At 48.5% G+C, this 22,482-nt stretch carries 18 protein-coding genes; 8 read left to right on the top strand and 10 right to left on the bottom strand.

The annotated features are described in order from the left end of the window. Window positions 1–183: 183 nt before the first annotated feature. The 5 genes from Q7V32_RS18675 (at window position 184) to Q7V32_RS18695 (ending at window position 5,550) form a co-directional block, all read left to right on the top strand. A complete protein-coding gene (locus Q7V32_RS18675; RefSeq protein ID WP_304898492.1) occupies window positions 184–2,631 on the top strand; it encodes an amidase family protein in 2,448 nt (815 codons plus the stop codon). 354 nt (window positions 2,632–2,985) lie between these two features. Next, window positions 2,986–3,168 (top strand): CsbD family protein, encoded by a 183-nt coding sequence (locus Q7V32_RS18680; RefSeq protein ID WP_304898493.1) that lies wholly within the window; start codon window positions 2,986–2,988, stop codon window positions 3,166–3,168. A gap of 167 nt (window positions 3,169–3,335) precedes the next feature. Then, complete coding sequence (locus Q7V32_RS18685; protein WP_304898494.1) at window positions 3,336–3,599, top strand: CsbD family protein; 264 nt, start codon at window positions 3,336–3,338, stop codon at window positions 3,597–3,599. A gap of 98 nt (window positions 3,600–3,697) precedes the next feature. Continuing rightward, window positions 3,698–3,847 (top strand): lmo0937 family membrane protein, encoded by a 150-nt coding sequence (locus Q7V32_RS18690; RefSeq protein WP_304898495.1) that lies wholly within the window; start codon window positions 3,698–3,700, stop codon window positions 3,845–3,847. 389 nt (window positions 3,848–4,236) lie between these two features. After that, window positions 4,237–5,550, top strand: a complete 1,314-nt coding sequence (locus tag Q7V32_RS18695; protein WP_304898496.1) for a sorbosone dehydrogenase family protein — start codon at window positions 4,237–4,239, stop codon at window positions 5,548–5,550. Between the two features lie 100 nt (window positions 5,551–5,650). Here the strand turns inward: Q7V32_RS18695 and Q7V32_RS18700 are convergent, their stop codons facing one another. After that, on the bottom strand, window positions 5,651–6,025 hold the full coding sequence (locus Q7V32_RS18700; protein WP_304898497.1) for an EF-hand domain-containing protein: 375 nt from the start codon (window positions 6,023–6,025) through the stop codon (window positions 5,651–5,653). A gap of 739 nt (window positions 6,026–6,764) precedes the next feature. Between Q7V32_RS18700 and Q7V32_RS18705 the strand changes: the two genes are divergently transcribed. Next, the gene (locus Q7V32_RS18705; RefSeq protein ID WP_304898498.1) at window positions 6,765–9,665 is read left to right on the top strand and encodes a chemotaxis protein CheB; all 2,901 of its coding nucleotides are present in this window, start codon (window positions 6,765–6,767) and stop codon (window positions 9,663–9,665) included. Continuing rightward, entirely contained in the window at window positions 9,662–11,539 is a 1,878-nt protein-coding gene (locus Q7V32_RS18710; RefSeq protein WP_304898499.1) for a bifunctional diguanylate cyclase/phosphodiesterase, read from the top strand. Before Q7V32_RS18705 ends, Q7V32_RS18710 begins: the two co-directional genes overlap by 4 nt. 182 nt (window positions 11,540–11,721) lie before the next feature. Here Q7V32_RS18710 and Q7V32_RS18715 read toward each other — a convergent pair whose 3' ends face one another. The 9 genes from Q7V32_RS18715 to Q7V32_RS18755 all read right to left on the bottom strand — a co-directional run bounded on the left by Q7V32_RS18715 (window position 11,722) and on the right by Q7V32_RS18755 (window position 19,365). Next, window positions 11,722–13,155: a DUF2252 domain-containing protein gene (locus tag Q7V32_RS18715; protein ID WP_304898500.1), complete on the bottom strand. Its 1,434-nt coding sequence runs from the start codon at window positions 13,153–13,155 to the stop codon at window positions 11,722–11,724. Window positions 13,156–13,329: 174 nt separating this feature from the next. Further along, on the bottom strand, window positions 13,330–13,884 hold the full coding sequence (locus Q7V32_RS18720; RefSeq protein WP_304898501.1) for a hypothetical protein: 555 nt from the start codon (window positions 13,882–13,884) through the stop codon (window positions 13,330–13,332). Window positions 13,885–14,456: 572 nt separating this feature from the next. After that, complete coding sequence (locus Q7V32_RS18725) at window positions 14,457–14,687, bottom strand: hypothetical protein (RefSeq protein ID WP_304898502.1); 231 nt, start codon at window positions 14,685–14,687, stop codon at window positions 14,457–14,459. A 657-nt stretch (window positions 14,688–15,344) separates the two neighbouring features. Continuing rightward, window positions 15,345–15,728 carry a hypothetical protein gene (locus Q7V32_RS18730; RefSeq protein ID WP_304898503.1) on the bottom strand — a complete coding sequence of 128 codons (384 nt, stop codon included), beginning with the start codon at window positions 15,726–15,728 and terminating at the stop codon, window positions 15,345–15,347. 140 nt (window positions 15,729–15,868) lie between these two features. Further along, on the bottom strand, window positions 15,869–16,306 hold the full coding sequence (locus tag Q7V32_RS18735) for a DUF2383 domain-containing protein (RefSeq protein WP_304898504.1): 438 nt from the start codon (window positions 16,304–16,306) through the stop codon (window positions 15,869–15,871). Window positions 16,307–16,405: 99 nt separating this feature from the next. Next, entirely contained in the window at window positions 16,406–16,921 is a 516-nt protein-coding gene (locus Q7V32_RS18740; RefSeq protein WP_304898505.1) for a hypothetical protein, read from the bottom strand. Between the two features lie 17 nt (window positions 16,922–16,938). Continuing rightward, window positions 16,939–17,316 carry a BON domain-containing protein gene (locus Q7V32_RS18745; protein WP_304898506.1) on the bottom strand — a complete coding sequence of 126 codons (378 nt, stop codon included), beginning with the start codon at window positions 17,314–17,316 and terminating at the stop codon, window positions 16,939–16,941. Window positions 17,317–17,731: 415 nt separating this feature from the next. Next, window positions 17,732–18,556, bottom strand: coding sequence for an alpha/beta fold hydrolase (locus tag Q7V32_RS18750; protein WP_304898507.1), 825 nt, complete (start codon window positions 18,554–18,556; stop codon window positions 17,732–17,734). A gap of 443 nt (window positions 18,557–18,999) precedes the next feature. Next, window positions 19,000–19,365 (bottom strand): four-helix bundle copper-binding protein, encoded by a 366-nt coding sequence (locus tag Q7V32_RS18755; RefSeq protein WP_304898508.1) that lies wholly within the window; start codon window positions 19,363–19,365, stop codon window positions 19,000–19,002. Window positions 19,366–20,183: 818 nt separating this feature from the next. Between Q7V32_RS18755 and Q7V32_RS18760 the strand changes: the two genes are divergently transcribed. Beyond that, the gene (locus Q7V32_RS18760) at window positions 20,184–21,761 is read left to right on the top strand and encodes a Fic family protein (protein ID WP_304898509.1); all 1,578 of its coding nucleotides are present in this window, start codon (window positions 20,184–20,186) and stop codon (window positions 21,759–21,761) included. The last annotated feature ends 721 nt before the right edge of the window (window positions 21,762–22,482 follow it).

Here is a 22,482-nt window from a genome sequence, read left to right on the forward strand (position 1 = left end):
TTTCGACCCCTTGTTGGGTCGAAACGAGGCGACGCGGACGAATCGGGGCCGCCGGAGGCATCAGTGGTCGCGTATTTTTTTGCTGCTTGATTGGGCTGGGATGCCCAAAACAAGCTTTCGCAAAAATAGCGACTCCCCGACGGCATTGCTCCAATTTCTGCGTCACAAGATACGGCCGGTCCAATGACCAAAACTGTGGCTGAAGCGGCGATGACGCTGCAGTCTATCGTCGGGTTTGATCCAGTTAGCGATGCAGCCTACGAGTCTGTTTTTGGCCCGAACTGGTTTGAGTCTATCACCAGGGTTCCGGATCAGTTACCGGACTATATGTCGGCACTGCGTATGGACTTCGTTCAGGGAAAACGCATAGGCTACAACGGTACGTTCGCAGACGGGTCCCCAGCCAAGATTGCATTTGACGCGCTAGTCGCTGCAGGCGCAATTATGGTCGAGCGCCCGCAAATTGCGGTAGGGACCGTGCCTGGCCTGCCAGCCGGCTACCAACAGCACAAATCCATCAACGAATATTACAAAAACCTTGGCCCTAGCGCCCCTATACAGTCACTGGCGGAGGAGGTTGCCGATAATATTGCAAATTCGCAGGAGGCGCTGAAGTTTGGTCACATCAATCATGTCAATGCCTTGAATAATGGCGATGTTACTCCCGGCGGCCCCCAGGAGATTGCTTATCGTGCAGCTATGCCTATCAGACGCGCAGCACAATGGGCCGCCATCAACCGAATGATGAACAACGATACGCCTGACGATCCTAGCGATGATTTCATTGCCATCCTCGGAACCGTGCCCAGCGGTGCGACTGCCGGAACGCCGCAGATCACGATCCCGATGGGCTATAACTTGACCAACAGGCGCGCGATCGGTCTATCGATTCATGGCAACGCGAACAGCGAGCGTGATCTGATCGGTGTGGCTTACGTGATAGAGCAGTCCACTCAGTTACGCCAAACGGCTTCTGAATTGAACCCGAGCATGTACCGCTGCGCCAAGACAGTGCCGCTGCCGCCATTCCACGAACGAGGCAGTTGCAATCCAGATTACGAAAGCCTCAAGGGTATGGTTAAAACCGCACCGAAGCTGCCGTTCTCATTAGAGACTGAATCGGTAGAAAGTCTGCAGGCGCGTATGACGGCAGGCACGCTGACAGCGCAGCAGTTGACGAGAGCTTACCTGGCTCGTATTGCTTTGACCAATGCAGAAGGGCCTGCGATCCAGGCTGTTAGAGAGGTCAATTTGGGAGCGCTGGGCGAGGCGGGCCGTCTTGATGCCGAGCGGAAACGGGGCAAGTTGCGTGGACCCTTGCACGGTATACCGGTGTTGCTTGACGACGTGATTGACGTTTCCGGAATGCCGACAACTGCGGGTTCAATCGCCTTACAGCATGCACTGCCTGCGAAGGATTCCATGATAGTTGCCAAGCTCAAGGCGGCTGGCGCCATTATTCTTGGCAAGACCAATGTTACTGAGCTTAACGGAATATTTGACCAAAACCTGCCTGAGGGTTACTCCTCGCTGGGAGGCCAGGTGTTGATCCCGTCCGATACCGATAAAACGCCAGGCGGTTCGTCGGCCGGTTCAGCGGCTGCGACAGCTACCGGTTTGGCCGCCATGACAGTGGGGATGGAAACATCGACCGACTCGGCGCAGATCATTGCACCAGCCGGTATTGCTGGTGTCGTAGCGCTCAAGCCGACAGTTGGTCTGGTCAGTCGCACCGGTGTGTTGCCGGTAGCTAAATCGCAGGACTCGCCAGGTCCTATCACGCGGACAGTTTACGATGCCGCCACTGCGTTGGGAGTTTTGGCGGGTATTGATCCTGTCGATGACGCGACTTCGGAGATACCGGATGTACCGGATTACCTCTCGGGGCTTTCGCCGGCAGCATTAAGCGGCAAGCGAATTGCCGTAATATCATCTACGGCAGCACCCTATCCTGCCGTGGTGAGCGCGCTTCAGGGGCTGGGTGCCACAGTGGTCGTCAAATCAATTGGGGCGCCTAATCCAAATCCGGACAGTATCGTAACCAGGGAGTTTAAGCGTGACTTGAACAGCTATTTATCAACCCTTCAAGGTAGTGGAGCCAAGTCACTGCAGGCAATCATTGATTACAATGATGCTAATCCCGTCGAGGGTCTGAAGTACCAGCAGAGAGAGCTGCTGAGTGCTCAGGAAGTGAATTTGTCCGATCCGGCCGTAAATTCCATTTACGAGTCTGAAAAGGTGTTGGGGCAAGTCTCCAGTCAGGCGCTGATTGATACCATCCTGACTAACGGGACGCCCGATGATGTCACCGATGACTTCGTCGCCATCGTTGTACCTAGCGGCAACACGCTGGTTGGGATCGCCGACCGCGCAGGTTACCCTGTCCTGACCGTTCCTGCGGGCTATGGCACGGGCAGCGCGGGCCGTAACCCGATAGGTGTCACGTTCGTCGGCACAGCCTTTAGCGAGGATAAACTCCTTGCCGCCGGCTATGCCTTAGAGCAAGCGACGAATGTGCGGCTCGCGCCCAGTTTTACAAACCCCAGTATGTGGCGCTGTGTGGCAGGAAGCACGTTCTATTCTCCGTATAAATGTCACCCGGGTGACCTGGAGAGCGAGCGGGTGTTTTAGTTTGAAATCCCGCCACAAGAAAAGTCTATTGACCTGGCTTGTGGCGGATTAAACTAAAATCGAGTCAATGTTAACAAGATAAGAAGTCATCCCAATCTTTCGTGGGGATAGCTGATTAAGTAAAATGCTATCCCTGCGAATTTGAGGCGCTTTTCCAGTGCTTCAATCCCTTCTGCCGACACCCTCAAAAAGCTTTCCCCAGCCCTTTTTCCCCTTCAAATTGAAAATTGCTGTCTCGGTAATGTGCGCTGGCGTACCGACTGCGTTCAAAATTTTGAGTATTGTTTTAATCGAGTGATAAGCCGTATCAGACTTCACTCAAAAACAAATAAAAACAATTATCAGGAGTTCCCCATGAACAAAGATCAAGTAAAAGGCCGAGCCGAAGAAGCGAAAGGTAAAGTCAAGGAAGTCATTGGCAAGGTACTGGATGACGATGAATTGGAAGCGGAAGGTACTATCGAGAAAAATGTCGGCAAGATTAAATCCGGTTTTGGTGACCTTAAAGAAGATATCAAGAAGGCAGTTGACGACTAATAGTCGGTCAATTTGGTTCTGACGGGTGGTTGTAAAAAACGTTCGTGGCGAGTTTATCGGACCATGAACCTCCGCCCTTTTAGAAGCTCAGGCGAACGGATTACATCTTATTACCCAGGCCTTCCGGAGGTCATTAGATTCTCCAACCTTTTTTACAGGAAATAAATATGAAACTCATCTTAAAAGTAGCCGGCATTATTCTGGCTCTCTCATCGTTTGCAATTTATGCCGAAGAAAGCAAAATAGAAGCGCCCATGAATGAAGATCAAGTAGAAGGCCGCGTCGAAGAGACGAAAGGGACAGTCAAGGAAGTTACCGGCAAGATACTGGATGATAAAGGCATGGAGATAGAAGGAAACATCCAAAAGAATCTCGGTAAAGCTCAAAAGGGCTATGGCGACATTAAACAGGATATCAAGGAAGACAAATAATTGCGCTTTATTGAGCTTCCAGTCATGACGGGTTAATACCCTTTGGCTGTAACGGCTCATCCAACGCCGTCAATCGACGGCTCTTTAGGGAGAATGATATGTTAATCAATCTAGCAATTATCCTGGTCGTTCTTTGGGTATTAGGTCTGGTGTCCTCATACACTTTGGGCGGATTTATCCACATTTTGCTGGTAATCGCATTGATCGTTGTTGTGCTTAATATCATTCAAGGACGAAGAGCACTTTAGGATTAGGCCAAAGATCTATCCGAAAATATCTGCAGGGGCGCAGTTATTCGCCCCTGCAAGAATGCTTTAAAACTTTAGTTTCTCAGTTTATATAGAGATGCTCAGGCTTGTTGGGCAATTATGTTTACATTAATAGTTGCCGTCTTTCCGGCAGGTATCGCCGGAATCCAGAAGCCATGGATGGCAAAGGCTGTGGCACTTCCTTGTGTCCTGGATCCCGGCAATCCCTGCCGGGATGACTTCACAACCAAATGTTCAACGCCTCGACTGTGCTGGTTCTATCGAGATCTACATGGCCTGCATATCCCATCGCCCGTTAATTGACGGGATGTCCGAGTTTTTGCAGAAAATGATCAGCGATTAGCATTAAACACAGGAGTTCTGACGTTATGCGTCCACGGTTCGTCATTTTATTTACACTGATAGCGACAGTGCTGTCGGCCTGCGGGGAAACTGCTCAGTTGCCGATTTCAGCGGGCATCGGTCCGGATCCGCAGCTGCCGCCACCTAATCCAACCCTGATACCCACCGTCAACATTGCAAAAGCAGTAGGCTGGCCGGAAAACGCTTCACCCGTTCCGGCGCCAGGGCTGACCGTAAACGCATTTGCCGCTAATCTCGATCACCCGCGCTGGCTTTATGTGTTGCCGAATGGTGATGTACTGGTTGCCGAGACCAATGGGCCGGATCGGCCTGTCGATGGGATCAAAAGTTGGTTGATTAAGTTGGCAATGAACAAGGCTGGAGCAGGGCGGCCCAGTGCGAATCGCATCACCTTTCTGCGTGATGAAGATGGTGACGGCGTGGCAGAAACGCGTACTGTATTTCTCGAAGGACTTAATTCACCTTTCGGCATGGCGCTAATCGGTAACGATTTCTATGTGGCCAACACGGATGCACTGATGAGGTTTCACTATAAGGGCGGTGAAACCCGGATTACCCAAAAGGGCGTCAAGGTTTTGGATTTGCCGGGTGGTTCACTCAATCACCACTGGACCAAAAATGTGCTGGCTAGTCCTGACGGATCAAGGCTCTATGTGACAGTGGGATCAAACAGCAATATAGCCGAGAACGGCATGGATCAGGAAGTGGGCCGTGCCGCTATTTGGGAGGTCGATCCTGTTCAGGGAAGTTACCGGATTTACGCATCCGGTCTTCGCAATCCCAATGGCCTGGCCTGGGAGCCTGATGGCGGAGCACTCTGGACTGTGGTCAACGAGCGCGATTTACTCGGCAGCGATCTTGTTCCGGATTACCTGACATCGGTGCCCGACGGCAGTTTTTTCGGCTGGCCTTACAGCTATTTTGGCCAACATGTGGATGTACGGGTTCAGCCGCAGCGGCCCGATCTTGTTGCCAAAGCCAGAGTGCCCGATTATGGGCTGGGTTCCCATACCGCTTCGCTGGGCCTTGTTTATTCCAGAAATTCAACATGGCCGTCGCCATTCAATAATGGCGTGTTTATCGGTCAGCATGGTTCGTGGAACCGCAAGCCAAGTAGCGGCTACAGGGTTCTTTTTGTGCCTTTTAGCGCAGGCAAACCTTTCGGTGAGCCGATTGATGTGTTGACGGATTTTGTCAGCAAAGACGGGGAAGCCTTTGGTCGTCCAGTAGGTGTCGCGCTTGATAAGCAATCGGCCTTGCTGGTCGCCGATGACGTTGGCAATATTGTCTGGCGAGTGGCTCCTGTCTCAGGCCACTAAGGGTGTTGCGTCAATCACCAAGAATTCTAAGCATCCGTCGATTTACATCAACGGATTATAGAGGGGCTAATTTTTCTGCGGTTTGGCTATAGTTGCTGGGTTACTTGACTTCGCCTTCCCGTTTGGTTTCCATTTCAAGGTTCTGGTATTCATGTTGTTCCAGTTTGCCATCATTTCCTGCGTCGACTTTGTCAAAGGTTTGCAATAAATAAGGGAAATTTTGTAATTCTCTTTTGGTCACGAAATGATCGCCATTGGTATCGGCTTCGGCAAATGTGGGTAATTTTCCTTTGCCATCTCCAGTATTTTCTGCCGGATTACTTTGCGAGTGAAGACTGTTGGACGTTGATTTACCTGCATTTGCCGGATTAATTACAATGGCAAGGCCGAGACCGATTACGACAGCTACCGGAATGATTCTGGATAACTGCATGCTTTTATAAGGTGTTGTGCGAGTTGAATTTTTGTTTTTCATAAAGGTTACATTGAGTTGGGATTAAGCAGGTTCAATTAAAATTTCGAGCTGATAACCTGTTTTGAATGCGGTGCGTTCACCGGATCTCTAATTTCTTAGAGCTTGTAAGCGCACCGCGTGATAGGGGCTTGTATCTCTTGAGTTAAAACGAATGCTTATGCCTTTATTTCACATCAATTCATCAAGCCTGAGTCACTATAGATCGCAGGGATGACTTGAGTCGGTTCGGTGGCAAACATAAGTCTTGTTCAATGTGCCTGATCGTACAGACCCGTTATAAAAAAAACGGTGTATTTTGTAGGTGCTGGCCATGGACGCGTTTGAACCGCCTTTGGTCGCGGGCATGGCCCGCGCCTAAAATACTGCCTATCGATTCATTTCGATAATGATTGAGCGTTTCCTGTATCCGGTGAGACTCTTTTTTCCTGGCCGAGGCGAGCAATTGCCAGTTTGAACTTTTATGTAGATTCGTGGGGAGGCGCAAGCCTTGCGAGGAACGCCGTAAACCCATCCATGGGGGCTTGACGACAGCATCCCTGCTGCCGACAACCCCGCAAAGCTTACGTCTCTCCTTTTTTTATCATCAAACTGGGAATTGCTGGGTCGAGGCTATTCATCAACAACCGGAAACACTAGGTGTAGAATGGCAATGAAGAAATTCCGCTTAATTTTGCGAGGCGATTTATGAATTTGAATAAATTATCCCTGCTAAGCTCCCCGTCTGAATAATTCGCCCATTATGGAATCAAAAAACACAGAAGACCGTTTCCCCATCGTAGGCATTGGCGCTTCTGCCGGTGGCCTGGAAGCTTTGGAGCAATTTTTCCGTCATGCGCCTATTGATAGCGGTATGGCCTTTGTGTTGGTACAGCATCTCGATCCCAACCACGCCAGTCTGCTGACTGAAATCCTGCAGCGCACTACCTCTATGCCGGTGGTCGAGGCACAGGATCAATTACAGGTGGCCCGCAATTGTGTGTATGTCATTCCGCCGAACAGAGATATGGCGATTTTTCATGGAAAACTGCAACTGAGTGTGCCTAATGAACCCCGCGGGCAGCGGATGCCGATTGATGCATTTCTGCGGTCACTGGCTGAAGACCAGGAGGAAAAAGCCGTCGGCATCATCCTTTCCGGAACGGGCACCGATGGTACCTTGGGTTTACGCGCTATCCTCGGTGCGGGCGGACTCTCGCTGGTACAGGAGCCTGCTACTGCAAAATACGACGGTATGCCTACCAGCGCCATTCATGCCGGTTATGCCTCCCATGTGCTGCCCGTCGATAAAATGCCGGATGCGTTGCGCAAAGGTGCCGGCAAAATGGCGGTTCACCCGGAAATGCCCAAAGTCGTAAAAGGCATAAACCGGATATTAATGCAATTGCGTACCATAACCGGACATGATTTTGCATTATATAAAAAAAGCACTATTGGCCGGCGCATCGAGCGCCGCATGTCACAAAACAATATCGATGATGCCGATATCTATGCTCTTTATCTCAAGGAGAATCCCGCTGAGGTACACCTGCTGTTCAAAGAGTTGTTGATCAATGTCACTAATTTCTTTCGCGACACAGAGGCCTTTTCTGTTTTGGAAAATGAAATATTGCCCCAACTGTGCGCAGACAAGCCGGATAACTATCTTTTTCGCGTCTGGGTTGCGGGTTGTGCGACCGGTGAGGAGGCATTTTCTATTGCCATACTGTTACGCGAACGGATGGAACAGTCACGCCAGGAACTCAAGGTGCAGATCTACAGTACCGATCTGGATGACGACGCCATAGCAATTGCGCGCGCCGGCTTTTATCCACCCAATATTGCCCAGGATGTCACGCCGGAACGGCTGCGCCGATTCTTTATCAAGGAAGAGGCCGGGTATCGGGTGAAGAAGGAAATTCGTGAAATGATTGTGTTCGCTACCCAGAATGTGATCAAGGATCCGCCTTTCACCAAACTCGATCTGCTCAGTTGCCGCAACCTGATGATCTATCTGGAAGCAGAAATGCAGAACCGATTGATTCCGGTGTTTCATTACGCACTCAAACCCGACGGAGTGCTGTTCCTGTCTCCATCGGAAAGCATTGGTAATCATACCGAGCTTTTTTCATCACTCAATCGAAAATGGAAGCTTTATCGGGCTACTCATTCCATCAAATCGTCTCGTGCGCTGATGGCGCATGTCGTGTCCTGGGCCTCAGAATCAGGCGATACAGCCCCAGAGGAAACAATGAAAAAAACAACTGAACCCAACTTTGCCGAACTGACCCGCAGGCTGCTCGTACAATGCTTTGCTCCCGCCTCGGTGGTTACCGATCACAAGGGGAATATTCTCTATGTACACGGTGACACCGGAAAATATCTTCGCCCGGCACCCGGTCAGGCCAGTCTGAACGTGGTTGACATGGCTCGCGAGGGCATGGAACTGGAGTTGCGTGCCGCCATTCGTGCCGCTGCAAATGAGGGCGCGTCTGTTCTAGGTCATGAGCTACAGGTTAAAACCAATGGCGGATTCTCGACGGTCAGTCTCAGTGTTCGGCCTTTACCCGATCTCGATGGCATTCATAATCTGTTGTTGGTGAGTTTTCAAGACGTTGCCATTGCGGAGGATGTCAAACCGAAAAATAAACACATCGCAAAAACAGCCGAACTGGGACGAATTGAAGAACTGGAGCGTAATCTTGCCTACCTGAAAGAAAGTCATCAATTGCAGAATGAAGAGCAACAAGCGACCAACGAGGAGCTGAAATCTGCCAATGAAGAAATGCAATCAACCAACGAGGAGCTGCAATCCACCAATGAAGAATTGGAAACCTCCAAAGAGGAACTCCAATCGGTCAATGAAGAGCTTATTACGGTAAATTCAGAACTGCAGGCCAAAATTGAGCAGCTGGCCGGCATGCAGAATGATATGAAGAATTTGCTGGACAATACCAATATTGGCACCGTGTTTCTTGATGATCACATGAAGATTCGGCGTTTCACGCGGGAAGCCATTCGTATCTTCCGGTTGGTGCCCTCTGATGTGGGTCGATTGTTGAGCGATATTAAGTCTGATCTTGATAGTGAATTATTATTGGACAAGGCACAGGCCGTGCTTGACTCGTTGGTGCCGGTAGAGCTGGAAATGCGTGCCGACAGCGGTGCATGGTATCTGGTTCGAATTCAGCCTTACCGTACACTGGATAATGTGATCGAAGGCGTCGTGCTTACATTTACCGACATCAGCAAGCGTATCGAGGCGGAGACCCGGGTGCAATTGGCGGGTGAACTTGCCGAGAACATTGTCAATACCATCCGTGAACCGCTGCTGGTGCTGGATAGCGAATTACAGGTAGTGTCAGCTAACCGTGCCTTTTACCAGTATTTTCAGGTCATCGCCGTAGACACCATCGGCCGCAAGATTTACGAGCTGGGTAACAGTCAGTGGAATATACCTGCGTTGCGCGAATTACTGGAAATCATATTGCCCCGCGATCAGAGAGTTGAAGGCTATGTTGTAGAACATGATTTTCCTGATATCGGACACCACAAAATTAAACTGAATGCACGCAGGTTGGCGGGCAAGTCAATTAAATCGTCGTTGATTCTGTTAACTACTGAAGATATTGGCGACGAACTAACTAAGGAAAACAAAGTATGAATCAAAAATGGGATGGATCTGAGCGGCGCCGATTACTCAGAACAGAAGCAGAAGCAATGGTGGTCAGCATGTCGCCATCAGAAAAAACCGCTCAGCCTACTGATATGTTGATGCATGAGTTGCTTGTCCATAAGATTGAGCTGGAGATGCAGAATGAACAATTGCGCAACGCTCATCTCAAACTGGAGGAAGCGCGGGATCGCTATATCGATCTCTATGAATTTGCCCCGGTCGCTTATATTACCGTTAATCAAGACGGACTGATTAGCCAGACAAACTTGACCGGATGCGCATTGTTGGGTATTGAACGCGCTCAATTGATCAGACGCCGTTTCTCACAATTTGTTGATAACCAGGACAGGGACCGTTGGTATCGCTTGTTCCTGACTATGATGAAACAGCCCAAAGGTCAGAAGCAAGAAATTGACTTGCGCATGAATCATGCTGACGGGACTTTGTTTTATGCTCGTGCCGACTGTCTGCTGAGGGAGTCCGACAATGCTCTGCCGCTCTTACGAATTGCACTGACTGATATTTCGCAACAAAAGGCCGCGAACGAGCAGATCGAACAACTGGCCTTTTTTGATCCATTAACACATTTACCAAACCGGCAGCTCTTTAAGGATAGATTGCATAAAGCGCTGGCTTCCAGTACCAGGAACAAGCAATACGGCGCGTTGTTGTTTATTGACCTGGATAACTTCAAAATGTTGAATGACTCGCTGGGGCATAACAAGGGTGATATGTTGCTTCAGCAGGTTGCTCGGCGGCTGTTGAGCAATGTTCGCGAGAATGATACGGCTGCTCGTCTGGGAGGCGATGAATTCGTCGTGATGCTGGAAGACCTGGGAACGTGTCCTGAGGATGCGGCCATACATGTCAAGGCTGCCGGTTTAAAAATATTGGCCGCGTTGAATGAGCCTTATCTGCTCGAAGGGTATGACTACCGTTGTTCATCCAGTATGGGTGCCACGTTGTTTGTCGATCATTTAGTGGAAGAGGATGAATTATTAAGGCATGTTGATATTGCGATGTACCAAGCCAAAGTTAATGGACGTAATTCCCTGTGTTTTTTTGATGAGAAGATGCAGGCAGTAGTCACCGAACGTGCGGCTTTGGAGGCTGATTTACGCGTAGCTCTCGCGCAGAATCAATTACAACTGTATTTTCAGCAACAAACCAGCCTCGATGGTCAGGTCTTCGGCGCCGAGGCCTTATTGCGCTGGCAGCATCCGGAGCGAGGATTGATACTTCCGATGGAGTTTATCCCCTTGGCGGAAGAAACCGGACTGATAGTGCCGATTGGGCTCTGGGTGCTGGAAACGGCTTGTGTTTTGCTTAAGGCCTGGGAAAACAATGCACAAATGCACCCCTTTAAATTGGCCGTCAATGTGAGCGCCAACCAGTTTCGTCAAGCTGAATTCGTTGAAAAAGTCGAGGCGGTGTTGGTAAAAACGGCCATCCGGCCCAACCGTCTTACCTTGGAACTTACAGAGAACGTGATGCTCAAGGACATTGGTGATTCGGTCACTAAAATGCTGGCACTCAAAAAACTTGGGGTCAGTTTATCGGTGGATGATTTTGGCACCGGCTACTCATCACTGTCTTATCTGACGCAATTACCACTTGATCAACTCAAGATCGACAAGAGCTTTGTCCGCAATATCGGCGTAACGCATTCAGACGCCTTGATTGTTCAAACCATTATCGGCATGGCCAATAATTTAGGTATTGAAGTTATCGCTGAAGGAGTCGAAACAACCGAGCAACGGAATTTTCTGGAACAACAAGGTTGTCGGTTAGGCCAGGGGTATCTGTTCGGCATGCCGGTGCCACTGGAAAAGTTTGAGGCGCATCTGTCAAAGGCAGATTGAAGAGGGCTACCGGCTGTTAAGTTAAGCGTCATTTTGGGCTGGGAAAAGCCTTTCGAGGATTGCCGTAAACCCTTCCATGGGGCTCGACATCCACAAATAACTTCCCCCGGCCCTTTTTCACCCTCAAATTGAGAATTGCTGGCAATACGGCCTATCGATTTATTGGAACTGATCGCCTCACTTCAACGCTCCAGATAAACCTCTAGTCGTCCCTGTTGCACCGCATGAACGAGCGCCTGGTGATCCTTGTCATTCTGATCGGCGTAGGCTTCAGAGAAATCAGCCAGCGCTATTTCAAAATCTTCTTTCTTGCCCAGATAGCCGGCGATTTTTGCGGCATCGCCGGAACGGGCATGGGCGCCTGCCAGTGCCCAACCGCAAATTTCAGCGTACTGCGCCATCGTGGCTGGGCTGAACAACTCGATCAGTGGTTTGAGTTTCATATCGCGCATTTGCCGGATATAAAAGTGTTTCCCGATATCAGTCTCTGTCCAACCCAGAAAAATGTCAGTTGACGACTGCATCAGCCGTTGCCCCATCACCACGCGCTGTCCGTGGTTCGGGTACGAACTTTTTCCAACATAAGGCTCCAGCACTGAAGCGTTTGCTTCCTTGACCTGCAGGAACAACGGTTCGTCCGCTCCCCCCATCATCAGTATAATGGCACAACGGGTGCCGACGCTGCCGACGCCAACCACTTTAGCGGCGAGGTCCTTATATTCATAGCGATCTAGCAATAGTCGCTTGTCTTCTGCCAGTGTAGCGCGGTAGCGCTCAAAAGCCTCGCGAACGCGCGATTCCATTTTGGACGCTTCTTCGCCCTGAGCATGGTAGATTAAAGGTGGATTGTCACGGATACGATGAGTGCCGCCTTCGAAGGTTACCAGTTCGGGGAAATCCTCACTCAGTATATTGCGGTCACGGGCTTTGGCGAAACGCTTTTTTGCTCGCGCCTTAGTCGTCTCGTCTTCGATCCGTTCAACTATATCGTCCATGTCGATGCTGAAGTACCACGTATCGAGCACTCCCATCTTCGAAAATTCGCGCATGCGCTCGCGATAACTGCGCGCACAGGCCTGCGCTGCCCCACGTGCTTCTTCAGCAGTGAAGCGGTTGTTCCGCCCGGCGACCACAAAACTGACCGCCAGTCGTTTGATATCAAACTCCCAGGGCGCCGGCAGGGTTTCATCGAAGTCGTTGATAGCGGTGACCTGCCGTCGTTCCGGCGTAGCAAAGCTACCGAAGTTGACCAAATGGCAATCGCCGCAGGCCTGCACACGAATCCCGGTGGAGGGCAATCCCGCCAGATCGGCTGACATGATAGCTGCCGCTCCCCGGTAGAAGGCAAACGGCGATTGCATCATTCGGCCATAACGAATCGGCAGCAATTCGGGCACGCGACCCGCGCCGGTTTCGATTAAGAGATCAATCGGATCTCGGCGATTGGCCGGTGCATGCCAGTCGGCATGGTTCGCCAACGGTACCGCAAGACGTATTGCTTTGCCCTCGTCCTTGCGATCGGCTCGCGAACGTCGGTCTATGGTGATCGGTGCGGCAATCTCAACCGAGGGACTGTGCGCATCAACGTTATGTTTGGATTTTTCTTTTTTTTTCATGAGTAATTGTCCCTTTTTAAATGACTTGAAAGCTCAACCACTATTTTTTAACTGCATTAGAACAGAATGCCGAGTAGGGTTTTAACCCGTTCTACCAGGGCAATCAGGGGGTCAATTACGGATCATTGAATTGAAATGCTTGCCGCTGGCTTTTATTCTGTCTTATCTGCCCACTTAATTTGGAATATCCGTCGTTCCGGACTTGATCTTGCTGAAATTGACAGAAAGCACAGTACGGTTACTGCGGTGAATCGTGAGCAGGCTCGCATTGCCGTTCAGCTCGATGTCCACTGCCCCTGTAACTTTATTGAATACGCACATATCGATCGTTTCGGAGCGCTTCAGCCGTACCTGTGCTTCTCGGGCGTTCGTGTCGAAGTAAAAACTGCCCTCGTTGGCAAACGTTCCGCCTCCACCGACTTTAAGTCCCGCATCGGCCGCTCGTGCCAGGTCTGTGATCATCAGAAACTTGGCGATTCTGCCGTCGCTGACATGCAGGCAATCCAACATTGCCTTTAGCATCTTCTTGGCGCAGTCATCGCTCATCTCGCTCTGCCCGGCCCAAAATACGCCGACATGAGCGCCGACCATCGAGCCATTGCTCATCAGGAAGGCCATCGCCAGGCAACTATCGACTCCCGGAAACTTGATGGTGTCGCTGTGTGCGGCCCGCTTTAACCATTCGTTGGGGTGACTCTCATCGGGCTCTCTGCAAATGTGTACGGTCATGGATTGTCTCTCCTTGCTATGCATCGGGGGAAGGCGTATTCGGACGGGGAGTTCGCAGCTACAAAGCCTCATGCAGTGAAACAATGACTAGGATTTCCAGCTGCCTCAGGTGGAATATTTTAGCTTAAATCCATTACTACATCCATGCCGCAGCGCAGCAATCAAGTGGATATCGTCGGCATGGGTGGCTGTTATAGAGGCTTTATTTTTCAGTTCTTATAATCTTGATTTTCCTAACCCCACAGCCAGACGTTTGAAGATGTGATAGGTGAATGAGGGTTGACGGGTTATGGCCAACAGCGTGTCAGACGAAACCTTAATGCCAATGGTTAATGTCCAGACCAAATCAGCCTAGCGGGTGGTGAGTTTGCGAGCCGCACCGTTTGCGAACGATGCGCTTCACGCTGTTCAGTACATCCTATGGCCCTGTAGGATTGATATCTCTTTGAAACAGAAAATCCACGAAATAGCCCATGGATTCATGGCCATCATCAAATTTTGTTTTCTCGGACCCAATGCCCATCTTCGTGGTTACACCGCCAGCTAAAGTAGCACTCGCCAGAATTCCACCGCTAACCATCGACCCAATGAAAGAAGTCAGTTAGCGCGGCGGTTATAAGCGCCGCAACCGCCCAGGACAAAAAACCATTCGCGGTATCGCTAAAGTAGTCCTCGTCTAATTGCGTATCAACCCACTTTGTTATTAGTCTGTCGGCAAGGTAACCCCCCATTCCTGTTCCTAACATCAACAGGATCAGCCTCAGAGCCGTTGTAGCAGCGTCTCCTGCGATGATGGCTTCCAACGACGCTGCGCTTGTTTGGGATTAGATGGATTCTTGATAGAAGCCTGGTAGTGGGCGCCCGAGTTCGTTTGTGTTGACATTATTGGTAAGAGGCATAAATGATTTCCTGTCAGTTAAGTTTATTAGAGTGTGTCAGGGGGGGCAACGGACTGCATCTGAACGTCTCTTCGTAAACGGCGGTGACTAATTTGCTGCACGTAGGCTAAGTGATATCGGTAGCATTATCTTAATTCATGTCATATAAGGTTTTTTCGGTTAGCGGGTTAATGCGTGCTGATGAGTTGAATCCAAGGTACGTCATTTACCCTGTTTTTTTGGCTATGTTTGCTTTAGTAGTTGAAACTACGTCAACGCCGTCATTCCGGCATGGATTGCCTGAAACCAAGTCACAAGGAAGTGAAAGTCCAACGCCATCCATGGCTTCTAGACCCCGGCAATCCGTGCCGGGGCGACATCAACTATTAACGCCAACATAGCCTTTTTTAATGCATTAGCCTGCGTTTTGAATCTATACGCAGGACTAAAACGGGTCTGGACGACTGCGCACATAGAGAAAAAAGCGCATCACAGCGGCAACTGATTTAGCCGATGCTGGAAAGCTTATAGACGTTGCTTTCGTCGCACCCCGATGAATAACCTATTGATTTTTTGATATGATTACTGCTTACCTTCGCGTCGATTGCGTTCGATCTGTTCGTTGGGAGAAATATATTTCCCCTTTTTATACTGTTCGACATTTTGAGGATGGTCAGTTTTTAAAGACTTTTCTCTTTTCATAACCGATTCCAGCTTGGCAAATTCTGTGGGCGTTAAACTTCCGTCCAGGTCGACGTCCAGTGTGTCCCAGTATCTTGCAACATACTCATTGCTTAAACCTTCATCTCGACTGATTAAGTCATCGTGATTGTTATCAAGCGTGCTGAATGACGGGCAATTTTGTTTGCCCTCACTTTTTGTGGATGAGTTTGCTGGTTCATTCGCCCAGGCTGTCGAGCAGGTAAACAAGAGAGCCAATAAACTATATGGTAAGTGATTAATCATGAGTGTAACTCCATTGATAGTAAAAAGGGTTGTAAACAGATCGTATCAAACGGATGTGATGAGTCGACAATGACTTCAAAAAATCTGATTAACGGACTTTACTGTCTAATAGATCAGTAATAAAGCCATCGTCTCAAAGCCTAAGCAGCGTCTAACAGTAGATCTAAAGTGCGAACATGCGCTTTTTGAGCAGGCAGCAGCTTTGTTTCAATCAATGAGCGAAGATCGGCAGCTAGCTGGGTATCCTTTAAAGCTTCTTCATAATCCTCTACACCACTTTTTTCACCTTCGTGTAGCGCTTTTAGAACTGACTGTTGGCCAAGAATAGTAGCACCTCCCAGAAGTAATTTTGCCCATGTGCCCCAAGCGCCTGCATCCTCATCAGCAGTACCTCCATGATCACGGCTTTGTGTCTGGAGACTGGCAACTGCAACGATATGATCCTCATAAATGGGCATTAATTGTTCTGCTTCGCCTAGACTGACATCTTCTTTAAGCTTATTTAAAGCCTGTTGATAGGTTTCCGTTGCTGCTAATTCATCTTTCAATAATTTGTTGATTGCTTCAATGTTATGCATGACAGATTCCGAAGTAATTATTTAATGATAACGTTTACTTAGCCCTGTATCAGATGAAGAGTGAAGCGCATCATTTAAAAATGATGCGCCTCTCACTAATTAGACAGAGGCTTCCTCAGTCGAGGAAATATCCTCTGCATCCGCTTTCTCGAAAATATCTTTCGCCTTATCAATCTCATCCCTGGTTCTAGCGAGGACAGAAATCAGGGCGCTTCCTCCTTTTATTTTTCCTTCATAGCGCTTGGCTTCATATTCAGGAATACCCATGCCTATTAAACCGCCAGCCAAACCACCCGTGGCCGCACCGACTGCTGCACCGCTCAGTGCCGACATAATAGGACCTGCGGCGATTAACGGTCCAACACCCGGAATAGCCAAAGCGCCAATCCCGGCTAACAAACCAACTACAGCACCCGTGCCTAAGCCCACAGTGCCACCAATAGCCGCTCCTTCGGGTGCTTTAGTGTGCTTTTCATGGGCAAAATCCTGAGTCGTGGATTTGTCGGGAAAAAGCACCGATATAGCATCGTTTGAAAACCCCGCGGTGCTCAGGTGACTAACAATACTCTCTGTTTGTTCGAGATTTTGGGCGATACAAAAAACTGATTTAGTCATGACGTTCTCCTGGGCCTTTAGGGCGCTTTATTTTCTAGTTGATTATCTACCTTTACTACACCGCTCGTTTCCACGGCGATTTTTTGTAGTTTTATGCTTTCAGCTTCAGTTTCAACTGGGCCGCGCAAAGTCACTACGCCATTACGGGTGATAATTTTTATATTCTGTGCATTGACTGATAGCGACTCATCTTTAACCACGGCTTGCCGTATTGCAGCCGTGATAGTGATATCGCCTTCAGTTTCCTTTTGATCTTCCGGGGTTAATGTAGCGTTATCTTTGTCGCGAACATTGATTTCGGAATTTTCCAATGCAGATTCGGCTTGTATAGGGCTGGTCATCATTAGCAGACCGGCCGTTAGCGTAACCACAACTAACGTTGATTGTTTAAACATGGTGATCTCCTGGCTGGTGAGTGTTGTTTTCAAGGTAATGAAATGATGTCTTTGCTGGACCAAAGCTGAAGGTCGCTTGCAGCACTCGTTTATTTGTCTTTGTTAAGTGCGTATCTGAATAATTATTTAGTCATCGCCAGATAGCAATGGCTAAAGCGCAAAAGGCTAGCTCCCTGCACTCGGCTTTTAAGATATACCTAGATCTAGCCGTGTTCTGTACGGAAGCGAACAAAGGTGGAGTTGGCGTGCACGAATGATGTTGCAATAATGCTGGCCGTTTTAAGCTTTCAGAGTATCTGCTCATCCCTCCAATTTTAATGGGTGTGGGTGGGTGGTTGAAAAGGCTTCTGCAACAAGGATGTTTTCACGCGTCCCTTGAAATCAAGCACCTACGCCATCAATTCTAATCAGGTGATTAGTTACCTCTCAGAAAGGCCAATAAGTTGGCATTGAGCTTATCTTTATGCGTGTCTGCGAGACCATGAGGGCCATCAGGGTAAATCATTAACGTCGCATTTTTAATCAATTTTGCCGAAGCGTGAGCCGAGGCATCGATCGGCACAATCTGGTCCTCATCGCCGTGAATGATAAGGGTAGGCATATCGAATTTCTTGAGGTCCGGAGTAAAATCCGTCTCGGAAAAGGCTTTGATACAGTCGAGCTGGTTCTTTAAACCGCCCTGCATGCCCTGTAACCAAAATGCATCGCGTACACCTTGACTGATATTGGCCCCAGGTCTATCAGTGCCGAAGAATGACGAGGTGAGATCCTTGAAAAATTGCGAACGATCAGCGATTACCCCGGCACGAATCTTATCAAACACCTCCACTGGCAGGCCTGCAGGATTGGCGTTGGTCTTGAGCATCAGCGGCGAAACAGAACCCATCAATACCACCTTGGCAACGCGTTGAGATCCATGGCGGCCAATATACCGGACAACCTCACCGCCGCCGGTCGAGTGGCCAACTAAAGAAATATCATTTAGATCCAGTCTTTCGATCAGCTCTGAGAGATCGTCAGCATAGGTGTCCATGTCGTTGCCATTGTAAGGCTGACTGGAACGACCATGACCACGACGATCATGAGCAATACAGCGATAGCCATTGGCTGCCAGGAAGACCATCTGACTTTCCCAGGCGTCAGAGCTGAGTGGCCAGCCGTGACTAAATACTACGGGTGGACCTGAGCCCCAGTCTTTGTAGTAGATTTCTGTGCCATCTTTGGTAGTGATCGTGCTCATGATGAAATTTCCTGTTTAAGTTGGTGTGAAATAGGGCTTACAACAAACAATTACCTGATTATAAAGATCAATCAGCTCAGTCAAAAATCGTCATCTCGGCAGGGATTGCCGAGATCCAGATGCCATGGATGGCGAGCGCCGAACACCTCCTTGTGCTCTGGATTCCGGCAATCCCTGCCGGAAAGACGTTGTTGCTGAGGTATCTTTATAATCAGGAACAATTAATAGTTGGGCTTATTCGATAACTCTTGGGTCTTTGCGCCGAACCCACGTCAGACTTTCCGATCGGTTATCGCTGGGTGTTGGGTTCAGCAAAAAACAGGATACGAGCGCGCGTAAAAATTAAATTACTCGCCTAATGCGCTGTCTACTTCGTTTGATTTGGCTCGATACTGTTGGTTGTAGCCCTCGTAAGTAACCGCTTGAGTTCATCCGTATAATGATTAGTGCTGGGCAGTAGTTGCCATTTTCCGGCAACTTTCGGCACAATTTAAACAGGCTTCAACGCACTCATCCATTCCACCAATCTTTTTGCAACTTTCTGCGCAGGCTTCACAAATCTTGGCGCAGACTTCACAAACAAGCGGATGAAAAGGAGAACTGCTGAGCTGAAAATTTGCCGATGTCTGACAAATTTCAGCACAGTTCAGCATCAGGCGAAAGTGCGCAGTTTCAACATGCTTCCCTCCGACTTTAAGGCAATGGTTCATTGCGGTTTGCAGGCAGGCTTGATGACACTGGTTACAGGATTCGATACAGTCTTGCATCGAATGTACAGAGCTTGTATGGGCATAAGCTGGTTGATTCATGGTGTTCTCTTGGATTAAAAAAAGCATTGACCAAAAATAAACAAGTCATTTCGGCTAAAGTCTGGGTCTCAAGTGATACTTGGCTTGCCTAAAAACCTTGTAGGAACTCTAGTCTCAAAATTAATCGTAGTCGGTACGCTAAGACTCATTGCTGCGTATTTGGACTTTTAGGTGTTATTAAAATGTCATCATCAACCAAGCCATGGCACCTGATATTTCGACACCATGAAGATTCGTAGCCATCGGACTTAAACCATGACAATGCTGGAAGTTCGATAATTATTGCCCAGAGACCAAAACATCGCAGACACCGCAATTTGTCTGGACAATGGGGGCTGCTATATTTGAAAACTGTACGCTGAAACAATCCGATCGCAAGCTTTTGGTAAAGTTGTAGCCGGGGATCGACAAAATCGATCCAATGTTTTGTGTCTTTGACACTGTAAAATAGATAAAAAATATCCATGAAATGTTTAAAAATGAAGATCAATCTCACATGTTGAACACAATCTACCAAGCTACCAACATCCCAGAATTCAGTAAATTCAAACCTCACAGGTTCTGCGTAGCCCCAATGCTGGATTGGACAGACAAATTAAAATAATACAAATAAATCAATTATATAATAAATGCACAAAATAATTTGTGCATTTATAGTGCATTTTGAAATGACTGGCCGGGTGGTCATAAATGAGCAATGAGCGAGGCACCCCCTTCAGCAGAGGAAAATGAAAATATATTGTTTTTATAAAAACAAGTAAATATAATTTACAAAAACAAGTTGATATATTTTTTAATAACAAGCAAATTGATCCGTCATGGGCAGACAGCGTATCCCGGAAAACAAAAAATTAGCCGCCGCTTTGAGCGCATTGCATGATGTGCTGGGTTCAGATCTTGGGGTTGTTAGGGGCAATCAGCTTAAACAGTCTGAACGTGAAATTCTGCAAAAAAATGGCTTTTTGCAGGAAATTATCAAAGGCTGGTACTTTGTTTCCGATCCAACCGCTTCGCCGGGAGATACAACACCTTTCTTTGCCAATTATTGGGAGTATGTGTCACGCTACCTTCAGGAGCGATTCGGTGACCAATATTGTTTAAGCCCGGAGCACTCATTGTTAATGCATGCCGAAAACAATGTCATTCCTAAGCAGGTCAATATTCTCACCAGCCAGAATGCCACTTATAAAGTTGACTTGTATGGCGATTACTCACTATTCATTTACCCAGGCAAATCGGCTCAGGGTAAATCATTAAAACAAATCGTACGCGGTGTTTACTGCTTGACGGCGCCGGTTTGCCTGACGGCATTGGGGCCGCGTTTTTTTCAATCGAATGCCGGCGATATCCAGATTGTCATGAGCAAGATCGGCGATCCCTCCGAGATCGCTGTTTTGGCCGAACTCAATGCGGTTGGTGTCGGTAGACTGATTGGTGCTTATCGACAAATAGGCGATCAATCTTTCGCTGACGGCATTCAAAAACAGTTGGATGGCTTGCCGATCAAAGTAGTCGTTACCAACTCACCGTTCGATCAAAACCCGATCTATCACTTGAGCGCTCGAAATCGCCATGCCTTGTATTCCAGGATCAAATTGTTATGGAGCAAGCATCGAAATACAGTCCTGGCGTACAAGCCAAAGGTTGAGGTAATCGATGTCGCCCAGGATCATTATCTGGCTGCCATAGAATCATTGAAAATCGAGGATGCCTACCACAGTCTATCTATCGAGCGTTATCGAGTAACGCCAGAGCTCATCCAAAAGATTGCTGAAGGCCAATGGAATTCCGATTCACCGGAAGACAGGCAACATATTGCAGCCATGGCGGCCAAAGGATATTTGCTCGCCTTCAGTCTCGTTAAAGGTGATGCTGGACAGGCTTATGCGCATAAGAGATCGGCAGCGGATTTATTTGCGGATCATCATCAAGCCTGGTTTCGTCAGCTATTTGCACCATCAGTCGATGCCGGTATATTGAAGCCAAGTGATTTGATCGGTTATCGTCGGCATATGGTTTTTCTGCGTGGATCATTGCACTCGCCTCCACACTTTGATCATGTGCTGGACGGTATGGAGGCGCTCAAGGAATGTATGGTCGATGAAGGTGATGCGTTCGTTCGGGCAACATTGAGCCATTGGTTGCTGGGATATATTCACCCCTTTATGGATGGCAATGGCCGGATGGCACGCTTCACCATGAACCTTATGCTGGCCGAGGGCGGCTATCCTTGGACTGTCATTCGAGTGGATGATCGCGAGGTTTATATGGAAGCACTGGAGATCGCCAGTGCAAAAGATGATCTTGAGCCGTTTGCGCGGTTTCTGGCGGATCGGATCGTACTTGCGCACAGCAAAATTGCAAATATTGACTGCAATGAAACGGGTAATACGTGAAAAATATCGGGTTACGACCTTGATTTGGCGTACCACAACAGATCAAAAACCGTTAAAAGTATGTTGGGTTGAAACTGTGTTGAATTACGTAAATGCTGAACTAAAAGTGCTAAGTACAAGCAACAACCGAGAGATGGTGACTCTGAGGGTCGACATCACTTCGCTTGAATAGCAAACTGGCATATTTCATTCCATGCGTCCACCCGGAATTATATGAAGCAGCCAACTATAATTTTACAGCAAACGAGCCACCGAAAATCGCTTGAAAGCAGTTGCTGGCAAATATCAAATTTGGAGTTCGCTGATCGTCCCAGTCCGGCCATTATGTAGAGTATCAAATTATGAGCAGTGGCGTTACGACGGACAAGCCAAACTAGATTTTCAGAAGCTCACAGGCTAGAGAGCAGGTAAAGGCCTTAACATAATTTCTGCTGGTGAATCTTGCCTCATTGTCACTCTTAAACGCCGCCGTCAGTAGAACATGACGTAAAATCAGGTCGCTTAGGGTTTGATTAAAACGTTACATCGCAAGTGCTCCACCAGACGCATTGATCCAGTTCTGCAAAAAGGCAGAAATTATGTAAGGGATGATGCGTTTCTCAAAATACCATTTTTGGCGAGATGGTAATGTCCCACCATTTCAAAGCCGTTGACCGCTGCAGTCTTGCCTCAAGTTCACGGACCTGATCAGCGGCTAATTTAACGCCCTTTTCATAGACGC

This window comes from Methylicorpusculum sp. (genome assembly GCF_030651835.1).
Lineage (GTDB): Bacteria > Pseudomonadota > Gammaproteobacteria > Methylococcales > Methylomonadaceae > Methylicorpusculum.

Bases quoted from the DNA above. Each gene is read 5' to 3' on its own strand.
- Q7V32_RS18745 (WP_304898506.1), bottom strand. From the start codon at position 17,316: ATGTTTAAACAATCAACGTTAGTTGTGGTTACGCTAACGGCCGGTCTG.
- Q7V32_RS18735 (WP_304898504.1), bottom strand. From the start codon at position 16,306: ATGCATAACATTGAAGCAATCAACAAATTATTGAAAGATGAATTAGCA.
- Q7V32_RS18675 (WP_304898492.1), top strand. From the start codon at position 184: ATGACCAAAACTGTGGCTGAAGCGGCGATGACGCTGCAGTCTATCGTC.
- Q7V32_RS18730 (WP_304898503.1), bottom strand. From the start codon at position 15,728: ATGATTAATCACTTACCATATAGTTTATTGGCTCTCTTGTTTACCTGC.
- Q7V32_RS18685 (WP_304898494.1), top strand. From the start codon at position 3,336: ATGAAACTCATCTTAAAAGTAGCCGGCATTATTCTGGCTCTCTCATCG.
- Q7V32_RS18740 (WP_304898505.1), bottom strand. From the start codon at position 16,921: ATGACTAAATCAGTTTTTTGTATCGCCCAAAATCTCGAACAAACAGAG.
- Q7V32_RS18760 (WP_304898509.1), top strand. From the start codon at position 20,184: ATGGGCAGACAGCGTATCCCGGAAAACAAAAAATTAGCCGCCGCTTTG.
- Q7V32_RS18700 (WP_304898497.1), bottom strand. From the start codon at position 6,025: ATGAAAAACAAAAATTCAACTCGCACAACACCTTATAAAAGCATGCAG.
- Q7V32_RS18680 (WP_304898493.1), top strand. From the start codon at position 2,986: ATGAACAAAGATCAAGTAAAAGGCCGAGCCGAAGAAGCGAAAGGTAAA.
- Q7V32_RS18715 (WP_304898500.1), bottom strand. From the start codon at position 13,155: ATGAAAAAAAAAGAAAAATCCAAACATAACGTTGATGCGCACAGTCCC.
- Q7V32_RS18710 (WP_304898499.1), top strand. From the start codon at position 9,662: ATGAATCAAAAATGGGATGGATCTGAGCGGCGCCGATTACTCAGAACA.
- Q7V32_RS18755 (WP_304898508.1), bottom strand. From the start codon at position 19,365: ATGAATCAACCAGCTTATGCCCATACAAGCTCTGTACATTCGATGCAA.
- Q7V32_RS18690 (WP_304898495.1), top strand. From the start codon at position 3,698: ATGTTAATCAATCTAGCAATTATCCTGGTCGTTCTTTGGGTATTAGGT.
- Q7V32_RS18695 (WP_304898496.1), top strand. From the start codon at position 4,237: ATGCGTCCACGGTTCGTCATTTTATTTACACTGATAGCGACAGTGCTG.
- Q7V32_RS18720 (WP_304898501.1), bottom strand. From the start codon at position 13,884: ATGACCGTACACATTTGCAGAGAGCCCGATGAGAGTCACCCCAACGAA.
- Q7V32_RS18705 (WP_304898498.1), top strand. From the start codon at position 6,765: ATGGAATCAAAAAACACAGAAGACCGTTTCCCCATCGTAGGCATTGGC.
- Q7V32_RS18750 (WP_304898507.1), bottom strand. From the start codon at position 18,556: ATGAGCACGATCACTACCAAAGATGGCACAGAAATCTACTACAAAGAC.